This window comes from Microbacterium jepli (assembly GCF_047237905.1).
Lineage (GTDB): Bacteria > Actinomycetota > Actinomycetes > Actinomycetales > Microbacteriaceae > Microbacterium.
The window spans coordinates 440,711-456,904 of record NZ_JBDFLW010000003.1 but is presented as its reverse complement, the minus strand read 5'-3'; the positions used below and the strand labels follow the sequence as shown (position 1 = coordinate 456,904).

At 71.1% G+C, this 16,194-nt stretch carries 10 protein-coding genes; all 10 read right to left on the bottom strand.

Features of this window, described 5'->3' with window-relative positions; translation table 11 throughout:
* Positions 1-64: 64 nt before the first annotated feature.
* The gene (locus tag ABC304_RS02730; RefSeq protein WP_412928786.1) at positions 65-4,321 is read right to left on the bottom strand and encodes a beta strand repeat-containing protein; all 4,257 of its coding nucleotides are present in this window, start codon (positions 4,319-4,321) and stop codon (positions 65-67) included.
* 350 nt (positions 4,322-4,671) lie between these two features.
* Positions 4,672-5,865: an elongation factor Tu gene (gene tuf, locus ABC304_RS02725; protein WP_412928784.1), complete on the bottom strand. Its 1,194-nt coding sequence runs from the start codon at positions 5,863-5,865 to the stop codon at positions 4,672-4,674.
* A 157-nt stretch (positions 5,866-6,022) separates the two neighbouring features.
* Positions 6,023-8,137: an elongation factor G gene (gene fusA, locus ABC304_RS02720; RefSeq protein WP_412928783.1), complete on the bottom strand. Its 2,115-nt coding sequence runs from the start codon at positions 8,135-8,137 to the stop codon at positions 6,023-6,025.
* A gap of 106 nt (positions 8,138-8,243) precedes the next feature.
* Positions 8,244-8,714 carry a 30S ribosomal protein S7 gene (gene rpsG, locus ABC304_RS02715; protein ID WP_127094609.1) on the bottom strand — a complete coding sequence of 157 codons (471 nt, stop codon included), beginning with the start codon at positions 8,712-8,714 and terminating at the stop codon, positions 8,244-8,246.
* Between the two features lie 5 nt (positions 8,715-8,719).
* On the bottom strand, positions 8,720-9,088 hold the full coding sequence (gene rpsL, locus ABC304_RS02710; RefSeq protein WP_017201609.1) for a 30S ribosomal protein S12: 369 nt from the start codon (positions 9,086-9,088) through the stop codon (positions 8,720-8,722).
* 296 nt (positions 9,089-9,384) lie between these two features.
* Positions 9,385-9,855, bottom strand: coding sequence for a hypothetical protein (locus ABC304_RS02705; RefSeq protein WP_412928782.1), 471 nt, complete (start codon positions 9,853-9,855; stop codon positions 9,385-9,387).
* Positions 9,852-11,369, bottom strand: coding sequence for a DUF5684 domain-containing protein (locus ABC304_RS02700; protein WP_412928780.1), 1,518 nt, complete (start codon positions 11,367-11,369; stop codon positions 9,852-9,854). Before ABC304_RS02700 ends, ABC304_RS02705 begins: the two co-directional genes overlap by 4 nt.
* Positions 11,366-13,870: a transglutaminase-like domain-containing protein gene (locus tag ABC304_RS02695; protein ID WP_412928779.1), complete on the bottom strand. Its 2,505-nt coding sequence runs from the start codon at positions 13,868-13,870 to the stop codon at positions 11,366-11,368. Before ABC304_RS02695 ends, ABC304_RS02700 begins: the two co-directional genes overlap by 4 nt.
* Positions 13,867-15,225 (bottom strand): DUF58 domain-containing protein, encoded by a 1,359-nt coding sequence (locus ABC304_RS02690; protein WP_412928778.1) that lies wholly within the window; start codon positions 15,223-15,225, stop codon positions 13,867-13,869. Before ABC304_RS02690 ends, ABC304_RS02695 begins: the two co-directional genes overlap by 4 nt.
* Entirely contained in the window at positions 15,222-16,187 is a 966-nt protein-coding gene (locus ABC304_RS02685) for an AAA family ATPase (RefSeq protein ID WP_412928777.1), read from the bottom strand. The genes ABC304_RS02690 and ABC304_RS02685 overlap by 4 nt, the downstream gene beginning before the upstream one ends.
* Positions 16,188-16,194 lie beyond the last annotated feature (7 nt).

Below are 16,194 nucleotides of genomic sequence, written 5' to 3'. Positions count from 1 at the left end.
GGGGTTCGGTGGGGGGTCGGAGGCCCTCCGCGGCCGGGCGGGCCGTGGAGGGAGCGAAGGGGGATCATGCTGTGCTCCTTCTGGTGCGTCGCCCGTGGAGCACGGCGAGGACGAGGGCGAGGGCGAGGACCCCACCGCCCGCGAACAGGAAGCCGTCGGCTCCTAGTCCGCCGGTGAGGGGGAGAACGGTCGGCTGCACGCGGGTGTTGACGAATCGGTAGACCGCCGTCTGCCCCGCGGCGGGGGCGGTGATGGTCGCCGACGAGACATCGACCCACCCGGCACCCACCTGGCGTTGCAGCTGCTGGGCGTAGGCGAGCCGGCTGCCGACCGCCGCGGGCGCTTCGGTCAGCGTGTACGACTGACCCGGCCGGACGTCGATCACGGCCGCCGACTGATTGCCGGCGGGGTCGGTTCCGGGTCGGGACGCCGTCGGAAGCGTGCCGCCGGCGAAACCGCCGGGGGTGGCGGTGACCGTCCATGTGGACGCCTGGAACCCCGGCTGCGGATCGGCTACCGACACCAACAGCGTGATGCGGGCCGTCGCATTGGCCACCGTGCACGTGACCTGCGACCCCTGCGTGAGCGTGACGTCGCTTGCGCCGGTGACGGTCACGGGATTTCCGGTCGACGAGACGCACTGCCACGGGCCGTTCTGCACGTAGAGGGTGGTGCCGCCCGACTCCGACAGGCGGTAGGGCACACCCGGGGTGACGGTGACGGAGGTCGTCGCCGCCGTTCCGCTCATTCCGGTCGGCCCGGGGAGCGCGCCCGCCGGGGCTCCGGCAGTGAGGGTCCAGTCCGTCGGCAGCGCCGAACCCAGATCGACCCGCTTCACCAGTGTCAGCGTGGCCGCGGCGCGGTTCACGATCGTGCAGGCCACGGTGGAGGCCGACGCGACGTTGGTGATACTCGCGCTGATCACCGTGCCCACCGTGCTGAAGGTCGCCGGGACCCCGGCGCCGTTGACGGTGCAGGCGCCGCTGACGAAGACGAAGCCGGTCTGCTGCACCTCGGAGACGACGAGGGTCGCACGGGACGCGAGCGTGCCGAACAGCGCCGTCCACGTCGCCGTGCCCGACGCGTTCGTGACCTGCTGCGATGAATCGCCGGGCAAGACGCTCACCGTTCCGGCCGTGGCGCTGCCGGTGACGCCGAGCGTCCAGCCGGCAGCCGGCTGGGGTGTGCCCGTCGCGGGGTCGAGCACCTGTTTGGTCACGGTGATGGTGGATGCCGGGCGCGGCGAGTTGAAGTAGGTGCACACGACGTTGACGCTCAGCCGGTTCGGCATGGTCACGGAGCCGTTCACGGCCGCGCCCGTGCTCAGCCGCACCCCGTCCGCCCAGCACTCGTAGACGGAGGTGTAGGCGGTCAGCGCGGAGGTCGAGCCCGCGGCCATCGTCTCGCCGAACGTGAGCGTCGTGCCGACGGGCACGGGGACCGGGCCGATCTGCGCGGCCTGCCGTCCGGTCACCGAGCCAGAGGTGGTCGCCGTCGCGACCACCGTCGTGTCGTTGGTGAGCGTCAGGGCGAACTGGTCGGCCGCCGCCGCCCGGCCGACCACGTTCTTGAGCACGGTCGCGGTCGCCGGCGAGCTGCAGCCCGCGAGGTCCGTCGAGTCCACCGTCGCGCGGGGGGTGCCCGGGACCCTCGTCCAGGTCGTCGCGTCGAACTCGTAGACGCTGGTGCTGCTGGAGAGGTAGACCGTGCCGCGCGGGGAGAAGGCGATGCCGTTGACGTTGCCGAACGCCGGGGTGGCGTCGAGGTTGCCGAGCGTCTTCGTCGTGGAGGTATTGACGGCGAGCGTGGTGCCGTTGGCGGCCGCGAGGCTCTCCGCCGTGACGGTGAAGATCGCCGCGCTTGAGACGTTGTTGGTCGTCGAGGCGCCGACCACGTACAGGTTGCCCCGCGCGTCGAAGCCCATGTCGCCGTTGCCGTTCGGCGTCGCGCCGGTCGGGAAGGAGCCCAGGAACGCGTAGCGGAGGTTCGTGGGGTTCGTCTCGGTGAAGCTCCAGACGTAGAACTGCGAGTTGACGAACTTGCCGAAGAGATAACGACCGGTCGAGGGCTCGACGGCGCCCGCGACGATGCTGCCCGCGATGGTAGTGCCCGCCGCGACCGTCGTGTAGCCCGTCCCGGTGAGCGTCTGGAAGCCCCCGGACGGAGTCCACTTGAGTATCGAGGTCACACCGGTGCCGTCGGTGGTCCGGTCCAACGCGTACGCCGACGTGCCGCCTGAGCCGACGCCGAGGGCGTTGGCCGATGTCGCGGACCCCCAGGTGCCGACGGACGCGGTGGCCCCCGTGACGGCGTCGCCCTGGACGAGCCCGCCCGCCGGCGACACCGAGTAGTAGTGGTTCACGTCGCACGCCAGGCGAGTCGCCTGAGGCGTGTTCGTGAAGGTGCAGACGACCTCGGCGCCCTGCTCGGACGGCATGGTGAGGCTGCCCGCGGGCGAATTGCCCCCGGCCACGACGGTCGTGCCGCGCAGGCACTCGTACGTCGCCCCGTAACCGAGACCCGCGCCGGAGGTGATGGTCTCGTGGATCGTGTACACCCCGTTGGGCTGGACGACCACGGGCCCGGCCTGTGCCGACTGGAGGCCGTTCGCGGTGCCGCTCGTGGTGGCGGTTCCCAGCACCGTCGTCCCGCTGCGGACCGAGAGGGTGAACTGGTCGGTGGTTGCCGTGCGCGACGTGATGTTCTTGCGGACCGTGAGGGTGCTCGGGGGCACCACGGTCAGGCTCGCGGCCGCCGAGGCGACGAGACCCGTAGCGGTGACGGTGCCGCTCGAGAAGGTGCCGGGAGCCGCGGCCAGGACGTTGACCGTGATCGTGCAGCTCGTGGCTCCGGCCGCGAGGTCGCCGCCCACCGCGGTGATCGAGGAGCTGCCGGATGCCGCGGTCACCGCGAAGGCCGTGCCGGTCACGTTGACGCAGGTTCCCCCGATCGACGGCGTGGGGGCCACGACGAGACCGGACGGGAGCGTCGCTGAGAAGCCCCAGTCGGACTTCGCGAGGAGGTCGCTGCGGTTGGTGATCGTGTAGGTCAGCGTCGTGGGCACGGTCGCCGTGGCCGGGGAGGGGCTGAAGGCCGCATCCAGCGCGGGGGTGACATCGAGCACCCGCAGGTTGTCGATCGCGAAGGCGTTGCCCGAGGCCGACGTGCCGGCGTTCGTGACGCGCACCTGCGCGGCCGCGATCTGCGCGGGGGTCATGAGCACAGGTGCGATGCCCGTGTACGTCGCCGCGCGGGCGGAGGTGGTGAGGGCCGGATCAAGGATGCCGCCCGGAGCGGTGAGCGCGGGCGTGCTGGCGTAATAGCCGCCGTCCGCGCACGGGACGATCGCGGCGGGGAACGGCGAGAACGTGGTGGCACCGGAAACGAGCGAAGGGGTGAGGTTCGCGTTGTTCGTGCCGCATTCGTCGCCGACCGCATCCAGGCGCATCGTGTAGTAGCGAGACGTCGGCGCAGAGACGCCGATGGTATTGCCCGGCGCGTGCTGCAGGACCACGCTGCCGCCCGCGATGGTGGCGTACGGAGCGTTGGTCAGGGCGTGGTTGCCGCGCGTCGTGTTGGTGGACCCCACCGCCGGAGCACCGGACGTCCCCGATGTGACGCCCGCGGACACCTGCCCGAGGACATCGGCCATGCGACGCGTCTCGCGCGGTCCGGTCGTGTCGTTTCCGCCGACGCCGCCGATGATCGCCACGTAAGGGCAGAACGAGCTGTTCGCCACCGGCGCGGAGTAGTTCACGAGCACGCCGGTGCAGTTGGTTCCGGTGGTCCATCCGGTCGACCCGGTGTAGCGACCGCTCGCGTAGCCCGTCAAGCCGCTCGGGGTCGTGGTGTTCAGCCCCTGCTCAAACGTCTCCGTCCACACCTCGACGGGAGCGTCGGGCACACCAGCCGCGAGGATGCCGATGTCGGCGAGCAGACGGGCTCCCACGCGCGGCGGCGCACGCGGCTCCACTTGATCGGGAGAGGTCGTGTCCAGCTTCTCCACGGAACCGTCCTCGGCCTCCGCGGGATCGTCCGCGGGCGCTCCGACTTCCAGCGGGTCGGTGGCGACCGGTTCGTCGGCGGCGTCGTCGCCTGGGCCGTCCGCGACGGGCTCGTCGACCGCGTCGTCACCCGGCGCAGGAGTCGCCGTCGCGGTGGGAGCCGGGGCCGGGCTGGGCGCCGGGTCGGAAGCGCTCGGCGGGGGCGCGGGTTCGGGAGTCGGCGTGGGCGTCGGCGTCGCGGTCGCCGCTGCGCTCGGAGTGGGCGACGGGGCGCTCGTGGCGTCGGCGACGGCGGCGGTCGGGAGCAGCGTCGTCACGGCCAGCACCGCCGCCAGAGTGAGGGCGAGGGTTCGCGGAACGCGCCCCGCGCGGCGTGACCGCCGAGCATGACGTGCCGCCGCGTCGCGACCATCCGCGACGTGTCGCCTGCTCATCCTCCTGCCCATCTCCCCAGATGGTTCGTCGTTGCCGTTCCCTCGTCATTCCTATGCGATCGCTGAGAACAGGGCTCGTCGAGCGGCGCGGATCATCGCGGACGTGTCGCAATCCGTAAGCCGGCCTGACCACTTCTCGGAGAGCGCCTCAGCGGCGGCCGGGAGGAATCGCCATCGACGACAGAACGCCCCCCGGCCGGAGCCGGGGGGCGTTCTGGAAGCAGTCGTGAGACTTACTTGAGGATCTTCGTGACCGTGCCGGCGCCGACGGTGCGGCCACCCTCACGGATCGCGTAGCCGAGGCCGTCCTCCATGGCGATGGGCTGGATCAGCTCAACGGTCATGTCGGTCGTGTCGCCGGGCATGACCATCTCGGTGCCCTCGGGCAGCGTGATGACGCCGGTGACGTCGGTGGTGCGGAAGTAGAACTGCGGGCGGTAGTTCGTGAAGAACGGGTTGTGACGGCCACCCTCCTCCTTGGACAGGATGTACGCCGTGCCCTCGAAGTTGGTGTGCGGGGTGACCGAACCGGGCTTCACGACGACCTGGCCGCGCTCGACGTCGTCACGCTTGGTGCCGCGCAGGAGCAGACCACAGTTCTCGCCGGCCCATGCCTCGTCGAGCTGCTTGTGGAACATCTCGATACCGGTGACGATCGTCTTCTGCGTCGGGCGCAGACCCACGATCTCGACCTCGGAGTTGATGCCCAGGGTGCCACGCTCGGCGCGGCCCGTGACGACGGTTCCACGACCGGTGATCGTGAAGACGTCCTCGATCGGCATGAGGAACGGCTTGTCCTTGTCGCGCACCGGGTCGGGGATCGACTCGTCGACGGCCTCCATGAGCTCGACGATCTTGTCGACCCACTCGGCGTCGCCCTCGAGGGCCTTGAGGCCGGAGACGCGCACGACGGGCGCGTTGTCGCCGTCGAAGTCCTGCGACGACAGCAGCTCGCGGACCTCGAGCTCGACGAGCTCCAGGATCTCCTCGTCGTCGACCATGTCGGACTTGTTCAGCGCGACCAGCAGGTAGGGCACGCCGACCTGCTTGGCGAGCAGCACGTGCTCACGCGTCTGAGCCATCGGGCCGTCGGTAGCGGCGACCACGAGGATCGCGCCGTCCATCTGAGCGGCACCGGTGATCATGTTCTTGATGTAGTCGGCGTGACCCGGGGCGTCGACGTGCGCGTAGTGGCGCTTCGGCGTCTCGTACTCCACGTGGGAGATGTTGATCGTGATGCCGCGCTGACGCTCCTCGGGAGCGGAGTCGATGGACGCGAAGTCGCGCTGCACGTTGGTGGCCGACGGGTACTTGTCGGCGAGCACCTTCGAGATCGCTGCGGTGAGCGTGGTCTTGCCGTGGTCGACGTGACCGATCGTTCCGATGTTCACGTGCGGCTTGGTCCGCTCGAACTTGGCCTTAGCCACTGGGTCCTCCTAGGACATTCGTGTAGATGCTCCGGGCGCTGGATTGCGACCGGGTCTCTACGGGGATGGGTTCCACATTAGTGGAGAGAGGTACTGCGAGTCTGTGAAGTTATGAGGGCTGGATGCCGGGGGCCGGGGCCCCCGGCATCCAGAGGACTTATTCGCCCTTGGTCTTCTGGACGATCTCGTCCATGACGTTGCGGGGCACCTCGGCGTAGCTGTCGAACTCCATGGAGTAGACGGCGCGGCCGGAGGTCTTGGAGCGCAGGTCGCCGATGTAGCCGAACATCTCGGACAGCGGCACGAGCGCCCGCACGACCTTGACACCCTGGGCGTCCTCCATCGACTGGATCTGCCCGCGACGGGAGTTCAGGTCGCCGATGACGTCGCCCATGTACTCCTCCGGGGTGCGCACCTCGACGGACATGAGCGGCTCGAGGATCACGGGATCGGCGCGACGGAGTGCCTCCTTGAAGCCCATCGAACCGGCGATCTTGAACGCCATCTCCGAGGAGTCGACGTCGTGCGAGGCGCCGTCGAGCAGGATCGCCTTGACACCCACGATGGGGTAGCCCGCCAGCACGCCGACGTTCATGGCGTCCTGGAAGCCCTGGTCGGTCGGGCTGATGTACTCGCGCGGGATGCGGCCACCGGTGACCTTGTTCTCGAACTCGTACGTCTTGTCGGCCGTGACCTCGAGAGGCTCGATCGTGAACTGGATCTTGGCGAACTGGCCCGATCCACCCGTCTGCTTCTTGTGGGTGTAATCGTGCTTCTCGACGGTCTTGCGGATCGTCTCGCGGTAGGCCACCTGGGGCTTTCCGACGTTGGCCTCGACCTTGAACTCCCGCTTCATGCGGTCGACCAGGATGTCGAGGTGCAGCTCGCCCATGCCCTTGATGACGGTCTGACCGGTGTCGGAGTTCTGCTCGACGCGGAACGTCGGGTCCTCCTCCGCGAGCTTCTGGATCGCGAGACCCAGCTTCTCCTGGTCGGCCTTGGTCTTGGGCTCGATGGCGACCTCGATGACCGGCTCCGGGAACGTCATCGACTCGAGGACGACCTGGTGCGCGCTGTCGGACAGCGTGTCACCGGTGGTGGTGTCCTTGAGACCGATCACGGCGTAAATGTGACCGGCGGTGACCGAGGGCACCGGGTTCTCCTTGTTGGCGTACATCTGGAAGATCTTCCCGATGCGCTCCTTCTTGGACTTCGTCGAGTTGACGATCTGCGCACCCGAGTCGAGGTGACCCGAGTAGACGCGGATGTAGGTCAGACGACCGAAGAAGGGGTGCGTCACGATCTTGAACGCGAGCGCGGTGAAGGGCTCGTCGCGATCGGCGTGACGCTCGATGACGATCTCTTCGTTCTTCGGGTCGTGCGCCTCGATGGCGGGCACGTCCAGCGGCGACGGCAGGTAGTCCACGACCGCGTCGAGCATCGGCTGCACGCCGCGGTTCTTGAACGCCGAGCCGCAGAGCACGGGGTAGATCTCCGAGTTGACCGTCAGCTTGCGGATCGCGGCCTTGATCTCGGGGACCGTCAGGGGCTCGCCGCCGAAGTGCTTCTCGAGAAGCTCCTCGTCGGTCTCGGCGACGGTCTCGAGCAGCTGCTCGCGGTACTTCGCCACGACATCGGCCATGTCGGCCGGGATCTCCTGGACGTCGTACTTGGCGCCCATGGTGACATCACCCTTGGCGTCTCCGGCCCACACCAGTGCGCGCATCTCGACGAGGTCGACGACGCCGACGAAGTCGTTCTCGGTCCCGATGGGCAGCTGGATAACGAGGGGCTTCGCCTTGAGCTTGTTGATGATGGTGTCGACGGTGAAGTAGAAGTCGGCGCCCAGCTTGTCCATCTTGTTGACGAAGCAGATGCGGGGGACGTTGTACTTGTCGGCCTGACGCCACACGGTCTCGGACTGGGGCTCGACGCCCTCCTTGCCGTCGAAGACGGCGACCGCGCCGTCGAGGACGCGCAGCGAGCGCTCGACCTCGACCGTGAAGTCCACGTGGCCCGGGGTGTCGATGATGTTGATCTGGTTCTTGTCCCAGAAGCACGTCACAGCAGCGGACGTGATGGTGATGCCACGCTCCTGCTCCTGCTCCATCCAGTCGGTCGTGGAGGCGCCGTCGTGCGTCTCGCCGATCTTGTGGTTGGTTCCCGTGTAGTACAGGATGCGCTCGGTCGTCGTCGTCTTGCCGGCATCGATGTGCGCCATGATGCCGATGTTGCGGACCTTGTTGAGGTCGGTGAGCACGTCTTGTGCCACGGGGTGTCTTCCTTACGTGTGGTGGGTGGGGCGTTTCGTCTCGCTCGTGCCTCGCTCGCTCAACGACCGGTCGTTGAGCGAGCGAAGCGAGACGAAACGCAGCTGGTTACCAGCGGTAGTGCGCGAAGGCGCGGTTCGACTCGGCCATCTTGTGGGTGTCCTCGCGGCGCTTGACCGCGGCTCCCAGGCCGTTCGAGGCGTCGAGGATCTCGTTCTGGAGACGCTCGATCATGGTCTTCTCGCGGCGGGCCTTCGCGTAGCTCACGAGCCAGCGCAGGGCCAGCGTGTTCGCACGGTGGGGCTTGACCTCGATCGGCACCTGGTAGGTCGAGCCGCCGACGCGGCGGCTCTTGACCTCGAGGGTCGGGCGCACGTTGTCGAGCGCCTTTTTCAGGGTGGCGACGGCGTCCTGGCTGTTCTTGGCCTCCACGCCGCGCAGGGCGGTGTAGACGATCGACTCGGCGATCGACTTCTTGCCGTCGACGAGGATCTTGTTCACCAGCTGGCTGACGATCGGAGCACCGTAGACGGGGTCGTTGACGACCGGGCGCTTGGTGACGGGACCTTTACGAGGCATCTGACTCAGCCCTTCTTCGCGCCGTAGCGGCTGCGAGCCTGCTTACGGTTCTTGACCGCCTGGGTGTCCAGGGCGCCGCGGACGATCTTGTAGCGGACACCGGGGAGGTCCTTGACGCGACCGCCGCGGACGAGCACGAGCGAGTGCTCCTGCAGGTTGTGACCCTCGCCGGGGATGTAGGCGGTGACCTCGGTGCCGTTGCGGAGCTTGACGCGGGCGACCTTGCGCATCGCGGAGTTCGGCTTCTTGGGCGTGGTCGTGTAGACGCGGGTGCAGACCCCGGCCTGCTGCGGGTTCGACTTGAGCGCGGGAGCCTTGGTCTTGGTGACCTTCGGCGAGCGACCCTTCCGAACCAACTGCTGAATGGTTGGCACGTTCTCTCCTTGTTGTGCTGCACGGTGACAGCGTTCGTGTTCTCCCGGCCCGCATCGCGGATCGTCGATCCGTGCCGCGGAGCCTCACGTTGATCCACCGCACGACGGATGATGGTCGCGTGAGTGGTGGATATGCCGTGGGGGTTGACCTGTTCGCAGGTCGGTTCCCTGAGACGGTGCGGCGGCGGCTCCGCATCGCACCGAGGCACGCTGCAGGGCGCGCGTGAGCGCACACCTCTCCATGATACGCGAGATCCGGAGGGGCGGCAAACGTCGGCGGATCCTGCGCCGTCGCGTCAGCGGGGAAGCAGGAGCACCAGCAGCAGGGTGACGCCGATGACGACCGGGGATGCCGCGGCCACCAGCACGAGCGCCAGTCTCCGCGCGTCGCGGCGCGCGGAGGAGACGGGCGCCGGACGGGTACGCGTGCGACGGCGGAGGGTCGGTGCGGCCGCGGTCGTCCGGCCGGCGCGGGAGTTTGGTGACGCGGAGGACGGCGACGTCCGAGGCGCGTACACCCGCTGCGGCACCCCCACTCCCCCGTCCGCGTCGCCTACGGACGGGGCGGACCCTCCGGCGACCGACACCGTGGGGACGGGCGCCGAGGGCGGGGCGGCAGGGTCCGCGGCCTCGCGCTCCGAGCGGCGCCGGGATTCACGCCGCGCGATGACGGTCGAGCCGTCGATCTCCGCCGCGGCCGGGGGGCGGTGGCCGATCTCCGTCGCGTCCTCGGCGCCGGGGGGATCGGCCGCGTCGTCGGCGGTCACTCGCCGGTGCGGCGGAGACGCACCTCCGCGTCGCCGAGGTGGAAGCGCTCACCGACCGGGAGCGGGACACCGGACGCGGCCTCCTGCTCGGCGCCGTCCTCCGTCGTCAGCAGCACGCCGTTCGTCGACGCCAGGTCGGTGATGACCCACCCGTCCTGGGTGAGCTCGAGACGAGCATGGGTCTTGGACACCGTGCGGGTCTCGTCGATCAGCGGGAGGAGCTGAGCCGACGGGTACGCGCCGTCCGCCGAGGGACGCCGGCCGAGGATCACCACCTCGCTGCTGATGGCGACCGGAGCGCCGCCGGGCGGGACGAGCTCCCACTCCGTGCGGCGACGGTGGACCATCACGGTCTGGTCGAGATCCTCGTCCTCATCGGTCGGTGCGGCTGACACCGGCGCGACCGCCGGCTCGGGTGCGGCCGACACCGACGCGGCGGCCGGACGCGGTTCGCCCGCGCGCGGCGCTGAGGCGATCGCCGAGACCTCGTCGGTCGAGTCCGGGAAGACGTCCGGCTGCGGCGAGCGCCGAGGAGCCCACGGCTCCTCCTCGGGCTCCGCTCCGCGGGCGGGCACGCGCGTGACGAGCGGGGCCGGAGGCAGGGGCGGCACCGAGCTGCGCGCACCGGGCACGACGTCGATGGGGGCGGCCGCAGCATCCTCCTCGTCCCATCCCTTGCGCTGCGCGCGCGCCGCCGAGACGGCGGACTGCGGGGGGACGATGCCGGGTGCGATCGCCGAGACCTCGAGGTCTTCCGGGTGCTCGCCCCGTCGACGCGGGCCGGGGACGACACCGTCGTCGGTGTTCGCGGGCGGTGCCCACGGGCTCGGGTCCGACCCGGCGGAGGGGGCCGTCGCCGGCGCCCCGACGGGCGGCGTGTACCCGGAGCGGGGGGAGGTGGGGGGCGCATAGCCCGGAGCGACGCGGGGCGGCGACCCCGGCACGTACCCGGCCGCGGAACCCTGCCCGGGGAGGGCGGGCGGCCCGTAGCCCGGCACGACCGGCGGCGCATAGCCGCGTGCGGCGGGCGGCGCAGGCGGCCGGGGCGGGGTCGCCAGGGAAGCGGCGCGGCCGGAGGGCGCGACGACGGCGCGCTCCGCTCCCGGACCGGCGCGGTACGGGGCTGCGCGGTCGGAGCCCACCCAGCGCGCCGAGCCGAAGCCGACGACGCTCGCCCAGACGGGGAGGAGCAGCGCGGCGAGCACCGTCATCCCGACGCCGAAGCCGAATGCCTCGTTGATGCGGTGGAGCGCCATCACGAGGATCACGTACAGGACGAGCTGCCCGAGCACGGGGAGCAGGACGAGGAGCACGAACCACCCGGAGAAGCCGCCGAGGGTGAGGAGCACCGCGGTGTTGAGGAACGGGACCCACGCCTTCCAGCTCTCCTCCCCCGACTTGCGGAACACCGCGGACAGCGCGAGGGCTGTCCAGACGTAGAGGGCCAGGGAGAGCAGGACCGTGGTCAGGCCCAGAGTCAGGCCGACCGAGTCGCCCGCAGCCGATGCGTTCATGTCGATGGGCGCGCACGTGCCGACGTGCTGCGCCTCCCCCTCTCCATCACGGGCGGAACCGTGCGCCGCGGCGCCGGTGCCAGGAACCTCAGGAACGATCTCAACGATACGGCCGCCTGCAGACGGCGCCCCACGCCTCGTCCGCCGACCAGCGATCGCCGGTCGGCGTCGACGAGTCGCCAGTATTCCACGGCCTCCTCCTCCGTCGGCGGGCGGTCGGAGAACACGGCGCGGTCGGCGCCCGCGGCGAGGGCACCCGCCCCGGGGGTGGCGAGAGCGGCCGCCACCTCCCCGCGGGTCGACTCCGCGGGCACGGCGCGTCCGGCGTCCGTCGCGGCGTCGAGATACTCCTCCCACCCCTCCGCGATGCGCCGGGCGGGTGCCGCGATGCGACGGCGCGATCGCCGACGCACGCCCTTCGCCGCCGCGATCAGCACGAGGGGGCCGCACAGCACGAGCAGCACGAGCAGCACGATGGACGTCGTCCGCAGCACGGACCAGAGCCACGCGACATCGGGCCCTGCATCGGGGCGCGCGTCGTCCCGCGCATCGTCGTCCTGGACGGGCGGCGGGGGGACCACGTCGGTCACCCCGTCGGGGCGCACCTCCGTCGGGTTCTCCGGGTCGCGCAGCTCGGTCTGCTCGAGGCTGGGCGCGACGGCGTACTGCGGGGTGACGTCCACGGGGATCCACTCGCCGGACGATGATCGCACCTCGGTCCAGGCGGACAGGTCCTGCGCGCGGCACACGCCGCCGTCGCACGTGCTGACGCCGGGGTCGGCGGACTCCAGCCGTGCCCCCAGCACCACCCGGGAGGGGAAGCCGAGCTCTCGGGCGATGAGGGCCGTGGCGACGGCGAACTGCTCGTCGTCGCCGACCGCGGCGACGTAGTTGCCGGTGGCCTCCGCTCGCGGGTCGGCCTCGCGCGCGAGGAGCTCCGCGAAGAGCTCGTCGACGCGGGCGAGGGAGTGCCCGGCCGCGCTCGGCTGGAAGACGTAGCCGGGCAGCGGCTGCGCCCAGAGGGGCAAAGGGTCCCGCGTCGCCGTCAGTGCGTGGCTGAGGAATCCCCGCTCGCGCAGCAGCGCCACCAGCCCGGCGAGCGCCGCTCCGTCGGAGCCGGTCGCATGCTCGTCGACCCACGCACGCAGACTCTCGGGCGCGGGCACGCCGTCGCCGACGCCCGGCGCGGTCGCGTCCGCGAGCGCCTGCGCCGGCCGTTCCACGGCGGTCAGGTCGTAGGTGTCGCCCTCCGCGAGGCCGCCGTCGGCGGTCTGGACCCCGGCCTCCGCCGCGTCGTCGTAGTAGAAGCGGTCGGCCAGCGCCGCCGCCCGGTCGCCGCCGAACCGCACACCGGTCAGGCGGCCCGCGGTCGGCATCCAGATGCCGGTGAGCGCGCCGATCGACACGGTCGCCTCGACGGGCGCCCCCTCTCCCGCGTCGCGCACCGACGGGACGCGCACGAAACGGCTCCCGTCGTCGTCTCCGCTGCGGAACACCTCGCCGTCGTACGCGTCGAGCGTCGCCAGCCGGACACGGTCGGGGAGGGCGCCCTCCGACGTCACCGTGAAGAGCACCTGGTCGGCCCGGTCGTCGGCGAACAGGCTCCGGTACGCGCTGAGGGGGCTGACCGCCCGCGAGATGTCGACCTCCGGGCCGGCGGCGGCGCGCAGGACGTCGCGCTCCCGGTATTGCGCGGCCGCCGGGACGACGGCCACGACGATCAGCACCGCGACGGCGATCATCCCCGCGCCGAGGAGCGCGCGTCGGCGATCGGTGCGCGAGGCGCCTCGGGTGAGGTGCACTCCCGAGGATGCCGCGGCCCGCTCGAGCGCGAACAGCCGCTCCCTGCGGGTGCGGTGCGCCGCCCACAGGAGCGTGGCAACGAGAGCTCCGGCACCCACCGCGGTCTCGACGGGCGCGGGGAGGGTCAGGGGTCCGACGACGAGGTCGGCGCTCGTGTTCGTGCGCCCGAAGAAGAGGCCGAACGACACCATCGCGACGGTGACCGCCGTCGCGGCGTATGCGAGACGGCCCGGCCGCCACGCCAGCAGAAGCGCGGCGCAGACCCCGGCGAGGAAGACGATGAGCGCCGGCACCAGCAGGTTGCGGTACGTCCCCACCGGGAGGTCGACGGTGACGAGGTCCTTCCACCCCAGGACGGCGCCGCTCGCGGTCTCGGCGAGACCCGCGAGGAGGTCGCCCGGACCGCCGAGCCGCGACGGCACGGCGAGGGGCACGCCCAGCACCAGCACGGAGCCCGCCAGCACGGCCGCGACGGGGCCGGCCGACCATCCGCGCCGGTGGGCGAGCGCGGCGATGCCTCCGGCCACGACCGCAGACACGGCGACGAGGAGCACGAGGGATGCCGACCGGTAGATCGGCCACGCCGCGACGGCGGCGAGCACCGTCATCACGGCGACGTACACCGCCCCACCCGCGTTCACCGCGAGCGCGTCGCGTCGCAGACGGCGTGGACGGCCGCGCATCGCTCCCGCGCTCATCCGGTGGCCCCCCGGTGCAGGAGGCCCGCGAGGTCCTCGACGGTTCCGACCGTGAGCACCGGGATGCCCCCGAGCGTGCGCAGCCGAGGGTGGGCGCGTTCGTCGCAGAGCACGCCGACCACGACGGTGTCGGCGGAGAAGGCCAGGGCCGCCTGACGGAGACGGTTCGCATCGACGGTCGATCCGACCACCACCACCGCGATGGACAGCCGGTCGCTCCCCTCGGCGACGAGGGCGCACACGTCCTCCACGCGCATCGTGTCGTCCAGGATGTCGACGCCGCTGAAGGAGTCGAGCAGCACCCGAGGGGATGCCGCGGGCAGATGCCGGATGGCCCGCAGCCGCCCTTTCACCACGCGCGGGATCTCGGCTCCCACCACGACGTCGATCTCGCGGGCGTCCTGGATCGCGCGCAGGCCCAGCGACGCCGCGCAGCCCACCGCCAGCTCGAACTCGTCGTCGTCGGCGAACTCCTCACCGGCGACGCCGAGCACGACGGCCATGCGGGAGCGCCGCGATTCCTCGTACTGCCGCACCATCAGCTGACCGGTCTTCGCGGTCGACTTCCAGTGGATCTGACGCTGGGAGTCTCCGGAGGCGTACTCGCGGATCGCGTGGAACGACATGTCCGCGTCCACCAGGCGTCGCGTCGGGCTGCCGTCGAGATCGCGGAGCAGTCCGGCGCTGGTGGACGGCAGGGCCACCGTCCGCGGGTGCACGAACAGGCGGTACTCGTCGTCGAAGGCGTGCTCGCGGCGCAGGAGCCCGAGGGGGTCGCTGCGGACGGTCGTCGCCGGTCCGACCACGATCACGCCGCGGCGCTGCGGCGGGAGCTCGAGCGTCTCCTCCACGACGTGGCCGGGGCGCAGCAGCGGAACGCCGAACTCGACGAGGCCGTCACCCACCGGGATGTCGATGCGGCCGGGCAGGGCGATACGCGTGCCGTCGCCCGTCACGGTGATGCCGGCCGTCACGCTCGTCCCGGCGATGATGCGGAGGTGCGGCAGCCGGAGATCGACGCGGTAGGACCGGACGCCGAACAGGAAGGGGATCGCCATCGCGAGCAGCAGCAGCGCGATCGCGCCGGCCACCATCCACTCCACCCAGCCGAACACGACGCCGCACGCGAGGCCCGCGGAGGCGACCACCGCGAGGATGACCCCCGACGGCCGCACCGTCCCCGCGATCCAGCGGGCCGCGGCATCCGCGCCCTCCGCGAGCGCCCGGCGCGCGCGGGCGGCGCGCACGGCGGCGTCGACGAGCCCGCCGCCCCGCTGCGTGGAGGTGACGTCGGTGAGGGTGCGTCCGTCGGTGACGGCGGAGGTGCGGGTGAGACGGGCGTCATTCCGGCTCATACGGTCTCGCGCTGACTCGGTGGCGGGACGTCCAGGAGCACCTGCCCGATGACGGCCTCGGCGGTGACTCCGTCGAACTCCGCCTCGGGGTGCAGGATCAGGCGGTGCGAGAGCACGGCGACGGCCAGCGCCTTGACGTCGTCGGGCGTGGCGAACGTGCGGCCCAGCGAGGCGGCGCGGGTGCGGGTGGCGGCGGTGAGGGCGAGCGCGCCGCGGATGCTGACGCCGAGGCGCACCTCGTCGGCCGAGCGGGTGCCGTCGACGAGGCGCGCGACGTAGTCGAGGACGAGCGCGTCGACGTAGACGTCGGAGGCGAGATCGGCCATGCCGGCCAGCGCCTGCGGCGCGATGATCGGCGCCAGGTCGGCGGTCGGGGTCGCGGCTCCGCCGAGGATGCGCACGGTCGCGGCATGGTCGGGGTAGCCGAGCGAGGTGCGCATGAGGAAGCGGTCGAGCTGCGCCTCGGGCAGGCGGTAGGTGCCGGCCTGCTCGACGGGGTTCTGGGTCGCCAGCACGAGGAACGGCGTGCCCACGGGGCGGGTGATGCCGTCGACGGTGACGTGCCCCTCCTCCATGACCTCCAGGAGGGCCGACTGGGTCTTCGGGCTCGCGCGGTTGATCTCGTCGGCCAGCACGATGTTGGCGAAGACGGGTCCGGAGTGGAATTCGAACTCCCCCGTCTTCTGGTCGTAGACGGTGATGCCGGTGATGTCGCCGGGCAGGAGGTCGGGGGTGAACTGGATGCGCGTGTTGGTGCCCTGCACGGACTGCGCGAGCGCGCGTGCCAGCGACGTCTTGCCCGTGCCGGGCACGTCCTCCAGGAGCACGTGACCACCGCTGACCATCGCGGTCAGCACGAGCTCGACGATGTGGCGCTTGCCCAGCACCGCGCGCTCGACGTTGTCGGCGATCTGCGCGAAGGTCTGCGAGAACCAGGTGGCCTGTTCGGTGGTGATGGTCATGCGCGGG